General features: G+C 74.2%; 7 protein-coding genes. 6 read left to right on the forward strand and 1 reads right to left on the reverse strand.

The window, feature by feature from the left end; all coding sequences use genetic code 11:
• Positions 1-26: 26 nt before the first annotated feature.
• From bchI to MFF30_RS04555, 6 genes are read left to right on the forward strand one after another with little or no spacing between them, the layout of a single operon-like run.
• Positions 27-1,166: a magnesium chelatase ATPase subunit I gene (bchI, locus tag MFF30_RS04530; RefSeq protein WP_283205857.1), complete on the forward strand. Its 1,140-nt coding sequence runs from the start codon at positions 27-29 to the stop codon at positions 1,164-1,166.
• Positions 1,163-2,866, forward strand: a complete 1,704-nt coding sequence (locus MFF30_RS04535) for a magnesium chelatase subunit D (RefSeq protein WP_238277118.1) — start codon at positions 1,163-1,165, stop codon at positions 2,864-2,866. The genes bchI and MFF30_RS04535 overlap by 4 nt, the downstream gene beginning before the upstream one ends.
• Before the next feature lie 10 nt (positions 2,867-2,876).
• Complete coding sequence (gene bchO / locus MFF30_RS04540; protein WP_238277120.1) at positions 2,877-3,782, forward strand: alpha/beta fold hydrolase BchO; 906 nt, start codon at positions 2,877-2,879, stop codon at positions 3,780-3,782.
• Positions 3,783-3,837: 55 nt separating this feature from the next.
• Positions 3,838-5,364, forward strand: a complete 1,527-nt coding sequence (locus MFF30_RS04545) for a phytoene desaturase (protein ID WP_238277122.1) — start codon at positions 3,838-3,840, stop codon at positions 5,362-5,364.
• Positions 5,357-6,421, forward strand: coding sequence for a phytoene/squalene synthase family protein (locus tag MFF30_RS04550; RefSeq protein WP_238277124.1), 1,065 nt, complete (start codon positions 5,357-5,359; stop codon positions 6,419-6,421). Before MFF30_RS04545 ends, MFF30_RS04550 begins: the two co-directional genes overlap by 8 nt.
• Complete coding sequence (locus tag MFF30_RS04555) at positions 6,418-6,579, forward strand: hypothetical protein (protein WP_238277127.1); 162 nt, start codon at positions 6,418-6,420, stop codon at positions 6,577-6,579. The genes MFF30_RS04550 and MFF30_RS04555 overlap by 4 nt, the downstream gene beginning before the upstream one ends.
• Before the next feature lie 28 nt (positions 6,580-6,607).
• On the opposite strand, the gene MFF30_RS04560 is transcribed toward MFF30_RS04555, so the two are convergent.
• Positions 6,608-6,940, reverse strand: a 333-nt coding sequence (locus tag MFF30_RS04560) for an FAD-binding oxidoreductase (protein ID WP_283205858.1), incomplete at its 5' end; no start/stop codon positions are given.

The following is a 6,940-nucleotide window of genomic DNA, read 5'->3' on the forward strand; positions in this document are numbered from 1 at the left end:
TGCCGATCAACGGATCGATCCGACCGATGGCCTCACCGCCCCCGGAAGCGCGCCCGGGCGCGCGCAAGCCGCGCCGTCCCGCGGGCAGGAGCATCGAGATCGCGGGGCCGCTGGCGCACGACGCGCAGGCCCCGCGCGCCGACGACGGCCCGCCGACCTTCCCGTTCTCCGCGATCGTCGGCCAGGACGAGATGCGCCGCGCGCTTCTCATCGCGGCCGTCGATCCGTCCGTCGGCGGCGTGCTGGTGTTCGGCGATCGCGGCACCGGCAAGTCCACCGCCATCCGGGGCCTCGCCGCGCTCCTGCCGCCGATGGCGGCGGTGGCGGGCTGTCCGTATGCCTGCGATCCGGCGGAGCCGCCGGGGCGCTGCCCGCACTGCGCCGGTGCATCCGGCGCGCGTAAGGCCCATGCGATCCCGGTGCCGGTGGTGGACCTGCCGCTGGGCGCCACGGAGGACCGCGTGGTTGGCGCCCTCGACCTCGAACGGGCCCTGACCCGGGGCGAGAAGGCCTTCGAGCCGGGCCTGCTGGCGCGGGCCAATCGCGGCTTCCTCTACATCGACGAGGTCAACCTTCTCGACGACCACCTCGTCGACCTGCTCCTCGACGTGGCGGCCTCCGGCGTCAACACCGTGGAGCGGGAGGGCCTGAGCGTGCGCCACCCGGCGCGCTTCGTGCTCGTGGGCAGCGGCAACCCGGAGGAGGGCGAATTGCGGCCCCAACTCCTCGACCGCTTCGGCCTCGCCGTCGAGGTGACGACCCCCACCGATCTGCCGACCCGCATCGACGTGGTCCGCCGGCGCGACGCCTACGAGCGCGACCCGGCCGGGTTCTGCGCCGCCTATGCGGAGGCCGACCGCGCCATCCGCCGGACGCTCACGGCCGCCCGTGCGCGTCTGCCCGCCCTGAGCGTTCCCGACGCCACCCTGGAGGCCGCGGCCAGACTCTGTCTGGCGCTGGGCACCGACGGACTGCGCGGGGAACTCACACTGATGCGTACAGCCCGGGCGCTCGCCGCCTACGAGGGCGCCGAGACGGTGGACCTCGACCACCTCGCCCGCATCGCGCCCTCGGCCCTACGCCACCGCCTGCGCCGCAACCCCCTCGACGAATCCGGCTCCACCGCGCGGGTCGCCCGTGCGGTCGAGGACCTCCTGGCGCGATGAGCACGCCCTGGTCCCGTGCCCTGCGGGTCGCGGACCTCGTCGCCGCCGAACCTCGGGGTTGCGGCGGCGTGGTGGTCCGGGCCGGCGCGGGGCCGGTGCGCGACCTCTGGCTCGACCACCTGCGCGGGCGGCTTCGCCCCGGCACGCCCCTGCGCCGCATGCCCGCCGGGATCCCGGACGACCGCCTCCTCGGCGGGATCGACCTCGCCGCGACCCTGGCGGCCGGCCGCCCCGTGACCGAGGCCGGGCTCCTGGCCGAGGCCGATGGCGGCCTCCTCGTCGTGCCGATGGCCGAGCGCCTGACCCCCGGCACCGCCGCACGCCTCGCCGGAGCCCTGGATACCGGCCGGGTCCCCGGCGGCGCGCCCGCACGTTTCGGCCTGATCCTGCTCGACGAGGGCACGGGCGACGACGAGCGCGCGCCCGATGCCCTCGCGGACCGCCTCGCCTTCCATCTCGACCTCGCCGGAATCGCCTGGGGGGAGACCCGCGCGGCGATCGACGACCACGATCCGTCCGAGGTTGACGAAGCCCGGGCGGTGGACGCTGCCGTGGCAGACCTCTGCCGGGCGGCCGCCGGACTCGGCATCCTCTCCCTGCGCGCGCCCCTCCTGGCCATGCGGGTGGCGCACCGTCTCGCGGCCGAGGCGGGGCGGGCGACGCTCGCGGGGGCGGATGTCCGCGAGGCGGCACGTCTCGTCCTGGCGCCCCGGGCGATGCGGATGCCCCCGGTCGCGGAGGAGACCCGCGAGGCTCCGCCGGAGACCGCCCCGGGCGAGGCGGCTCCCGATCCCGCCGAGGCCGGCAACACCGCCGAAGACGGCGGCAGGATGGATGCGCAGGCCGAGAGCGTGGTTGAGGCCGCGCGGGCGGCGATTCCGGCCGGGCTCCTCGCCGGGTTCGCCGCCGCCGGGGCGCGCACGCCGCCGCCGCGCGCGGGCAAGGCCGGCGCCCTCTTGAAATCCGTCCGCTCCGGTCGCCCGGCCGGCACGCGTCCGGGCCATCCCCGCGCGGGGCGCCTTGCCCTCATCGACACCTTGCGGGCCGCCGCGCCCTGGCAGCGCCTGCGTCGTGCGGAGGGCGAGGCCGGCCCCGCCTTCCGGGTGCGGGCGAGCGACGTCCGCATCACCCGGTTCCGCCAGCGGGGGGAAACCACCACGATCTTCGCCGTGGACGCCTCCGGCTCGGCCGCCCTGGAGCGCCTTGCAGAGGCCAAGGGCGCCATCGAGCTCCTCCTCGCGGAAGCCTACATCAGGCGCGACCGGGTCGCCCTGGTGGCTTTCCGTGGCACCGCCGCCGAGATCGTCCTGGCTCCGACGCGGGCGCTCGCCCGGGCCCGGCGTGACCTCGCGGCGCTGCCGGGGGGCGGGGGCACGCCCCTGGCGTCGGGCCTCGACGCCGCCGCGGATCTGGCGCGCACCGTCATCCGGGCGGGGGGCGCCGCGACCGTCGTGGTGCTCACCGACGGACGCGCCAACGTAACCCGCTCGGGCACGCCGGGCCGCGCCCAGGCGGGTGCCGACGCCCTGGACGCGGCGGCCCTACTGAGGGCGCACGCCATCCGCAGCATCCTCATCGACACCGCCGCGCGGCCTCAGGATTCAGCCCGCCGCCTCGCCGAGGCAATGGGTGCGCGCTATCTTCCGCTTCCCTACGCCGACGCGACGGCCATGAGTCGCGCGATCCGCGCGGTTGGGTAGAGGACCGACCATGCCGGCGCCGAGCGACCGACCCCAGTGGGAGCGCGATGGCGCCGACTGGCCCAACCGCGCAGCGAGCCGCTTCGTCGAGGCCTCCGGCCTGCGTTGGCACGTGCAGGAGATGGGGCCGCCGGAGGCGCCGGTCCTGCTGCTTCTGCACGGCACCGGGGCGGCCACCCATTCCTGGGCCGGTCTCGCGCCGCGCCTCGCCGAGCGCTTCCGGATCGTGGCGCCCGACCTGCCCGGCCATGGCTTCACCGATCCGCTCCCCGCCGGTCGCCTGTCCCTAGCCGGCATGGCGGTGGCGATTCATGACCTGCTGGCGCACCTCGGCGCCGCGCCCGCCCTCGTGGTCGGGCATTCGGCCGGCGCGGCGATCCTCGCGCGACTTTGCCTCGACGGCCTGGATCCCCGCCTGCTCGTGGCCCTGAACGGCGCCCTCACGCCATTTCCGGGCCTCGCCTCGGTGCTGTTCCCGGGGCTTGCCCGGGCGCTGTTCCTCAATCCGATCACCCCGCGCGTCTTCGCCTGGACCGCCGACCGGCCCGCAGTCGAGCGGCTGATCCGGGGCACCGGCTCGCGCCTCGATGCCCGCGCCCTCGAGCTGTATCGCCGCCTATTCCGCTGTCCCGGCCACGTGGCGGGGGCGCTCGGCATGATGGCGAACTGGGATTTGGCGAGCCTCGACCGGGCCATCGGGGGTTTGCGGGCTCCGATGCTGCTGGTGGTGGGCGGTGACGACAAGGCGATCGCCCCCGAGACGGCCTTCGCGCTGGCGGACCGGCTGCCGAATGCCCGGGTGAGCCTACTGCGCAACCTCGGGCATCTCGCGCACGAGGAGGCCCCCGAGCGAGTGGCAGCGCTCATCCTCGAAGCCGCCGAAGCGGCCCTGGCCGAGCCGTTACCTCTCGTTTGAACCCACCGCGATTCCGAGCTTGCGCAAACAACGTTTCACTGGATAGTGTCAGTTTATGTTGACACTCGCCGACGCGCCGAGCCAAGCGACCAGGATGCCGGACCGGCCGCACGCGGTGGTGATCGGCAGCGGTTTCGGAGGGCTTGCGGCGGCCGTGCGACTCGGCGCGCGCGGCTATCGGGTGACGGTGCTGGAGCGACTGGAGCAGCCCGGCGGCCGGGCCCGCGTGCACCGGCAGGACGGCTTCACCTTCGATGCCGGCCCCACCATCGTCACGGCCCCGTTCCTGTTCGAGGAATTGTGGGCTTTGTGCGGGCGGCGCATGGCCGACGACGTCACCCTGGCGCCGATGCTGCCGTTCTACCGCATCCGCTTCTCCGATGGGGCGACCTTCGACTACAGCGGCGACCCGGAGGCGATGCGGGCCGAGGTGGCCCGGTTCTCGCCCGAGGATGTGACCGGCTACGAGCAGTTCATGGAGCGCAGCGCCGCAATCTGCCGGGTCGGCTTCGAAGAACTCGGGCACGTCGCGTTTTCTTCGGTCTCCGACATGCTGCGGATCATGCCGTCCCTGCTGCGGCTCGGCGGCCACCGCTCGGTCTACGACCTCGTGGCCCGCTACATCCGTGACGAGCGCCTGCGCACCATCTTCAGCTTCCATCCGCTTCTGATCGGCGGTTCGCCGTTCCGGGCGAGCGCGATCTACTGCCTGATCGCGCATCTGGAGCGGCGCTGGGGCGTCCATTTCGCCATGGGCGGGACCGGGCGACTGGTCGAGGGCCTCGTCGGCCTGATCGCCGGCCAGGGGGGTGCCGTGCGCTGCGGCGCCGAAGTCGCCCGCATCGAGGTGGCGGACGGGCGCGCCACGGGCGTGAATCTCACGGACGGAACGCCGATTGCCGCCGACATCGTGGTCTCGAATGCGGATTCCGCCCACACCTACCTGACCCTGCTGGCGGGGCAGGGAGCGGCCTGGCGCCGGGCCAAGCTGAAGGCCGCGCACTCCTCCATGGGGCTGTTCGTCTGGTACTTCGGCACCGACCGCAAATTCCCCGATATCGCCCACCACACCATCCTGATGGGGCCGCGCTACCGCGAGCTCATCGCCGACATCTTCGAGCGCAAGGTGCTGGCACCGGATTTCAGCCTCTACCTGCACCGGCCCACCGCCACCGACCCGCTCCTGGCCCCGCCCGGCTGCGACGGCTTCTACGTCCTCGCCCCCGTCCCCAATCTCGCGGGCGGCCAGGACTGGTCGCGCCTCGCCGAGCCCTACCGGCAGGCCATCGCAGATCACCTGGAGGCCACGGTGATGCCCGGCCTGTCGGGGTCGATCGTGACCTCGCGGGTCACCACACCGGCGGATTTCGAGACCGATTTCCTGAGCTTCCGCGGCTCGGGCTTCGGCTTGGAACCGGTGCTGACCCAGTCCGCCTGGTTCCGGCCGCACAACGCATCCTCGGTCGTCCGCGACCTCTACCTCGTCGGGGCCGGCACCCATCCGGGCGCGGGTCTGCCCGGCGTGCTTTCCTCGGCCAAGGTCCTCGATACGGTGGTTCCGGATGCGCGCGTCGATGCTTGACTCCAGCCGGCCGCCGCTCTGGGCGATCGCCCATGCCGACGCGGCCGACCACGCGGCCTGCCGCGCCGCGATCCGGCACGGATCGCGCAGCTTCTTCGCGGCTTCCGCGCTGCTGCCGGCCCGGGTCCGGCGCCCGGCCTACGGGCTCTACGCCTTCTGCCGCCTCTCGGACGACGCCATCGACGAGGTCGACGGGCGCGACCGGCCCGCCGCGCTGGCGCGCCTCGCGACGCGGCTCGCCCGGATCTACGAGGACGCGCCCTGCGACGCCCCCGCCGACCGGGCCATGGCCGACCTCGTGACCGCCCACCACCTGCCGCATGCCCTGCCGGCGGCCCTGATCGAGGGCCTGGCCTGGGACGCGCAGGGGCGGCGCTACGAGACTTTGTCGGACCTCACCGCCTACGCGGCGCGGGTAGCGGGCAGCGTCGGCGCCATGATGACGGTGCTGATGGGCGTGCGCGACCCCGCCGTCTTGGCCCGTGCCTGCGACCTCGGCGTCGCCATGCAGTTCACCAACATCGCCCGCGACATCGGCGAGGATGCCCGGGCCGGGCGGCTCTACCTGCCCCTAGCCTGGACGCGGGAGGCCGGCATCGATCCGGCCGCGTTCCTGGCCGAGCCCGTCGCCGGCCCCGCCCTCCAGGGCCTTGTGGCGCGCCTCCTCGCGGTGGCGGACGGGCTCTATGCCCGCTCGGAAGCCGGGCTGTCCGGCCTGCCCCTGGATTGCCGGCCGGCGATCCGCGCGGCGCGCCTGATCTATGCCGAGATCGGCCGGGAGATCGAGCGCGGCGGCCTCGATCCCGTGGCGACCCGCGCCCGCGTCGCTGGCCGCCGCAAGGCCGCGCTCCTGGGGCGTGCCCTCGTGCCCGCGCCGGTGCGGCTTGGCCGCGCCGACCCGCCGCTGGCCGAGACGGCCTTCCTGGTGGAAGCCGTCCAGAACCGCCCCGTACCCGCGTCCCGGCCCTGGTGGGACGTCGCCGGACAGGCGGTCCGCGTTCTCGAATTGATCGAGGCCCTGCGCGAGCGCGAGGGCGCCGCAACGGCGAATCCGTGAGCGACGGGCTGTTCGCCGCCTTCGATATCGGCCTCGTCTTCGCGCTCGCCCTGGGGCTGGCCATCTGGCAGCTGATCGTCCTCAAGCGCGGCATCCGCCGCGACCGGGCCGAGGCTGCCGCACGGGCGGAGGCGTCTCAGCCACCGGAGCGACCTTGAGCCCGGCTTCGCCAGGGCGGCGCGCCGGTCAGAGCATCGCGCCCGCGTTCATGATCCCGTCGGGATCGAGGGCGCGCTTCACCGTCTCGATCAGGCGCAGGCGCTCGGGATCGGAATAGCGCACCAGCAGGTCGCGCTTGAACCGGCCGATGCCGTACTCGGCGCTGAAGCTGCCCCCGAGTCCGATCGCGGCGGCGTAGAGTTCATGGGCGAAGCCGGCCTCGACCGCGCGGGTGAAGTCGAGGCGATCCCGGCCGGCCGGCACCACGAGGTTGTAGTGCAGGTTGCCGTCCCCGACATGGCCGTAGACGGAGAGGCGCACTCCCGGCATCCGCTCCTGGCGGAGCGGATGCCGGGAGTG

It is taken from the genome of Methylobacterium goesingense (genome assembly GCF_022179225.1).
In the GTDB taxonomy this organism is placed as follows: domain Bacteria; phylum Pseudomonadota; class Alphaproteobacteria; order Rhizobiales; family Beijerinckiaceae; genus Methylobacterium; species Methylobacterium goesingense.

What these genes read in the sequence shown, in the direction of transcription:
- bchI (WP_283205857.1), top strand. Translation starts at nt 27, where the DNA reads ATGGCCTCACCGCCCCCGGAAGCGCGCCCGGGCGCGCGCAAGCCGCGC.
- MFF30_RS04535 (WP_238277118.1), top strand. Translation starts at nt 1,163, where the DNA reads ATGAGCACGCCCTGGTCCCGTGCCCTGCGGGTCGCGGACCTCGTCGCC.
- bchO (WP_238277120.1), top strand. Translation starts at nt 2,877, where the DNA reads ATGCCGGCGCCGAGCGACCGACCCCAGTGGGAGCGCGATGGCGCCGAC.
- MFF30_RS04545 (WP_238277122.1), top strand. Translation starts at nt 3,838, where the DNA reads ATGTTGACACTCGCCGACGCGCCGAGCCAAGCGACCAGGATGCCGGAC.
- MFF30_RS04550 (WP_238277124.1), top strand. Translation starts at nt 5,357, where the DNA reads ATGCTTGACTCCAGCCGGCCGCCGCTCTGGGCGATCGCCCATGCCGAC.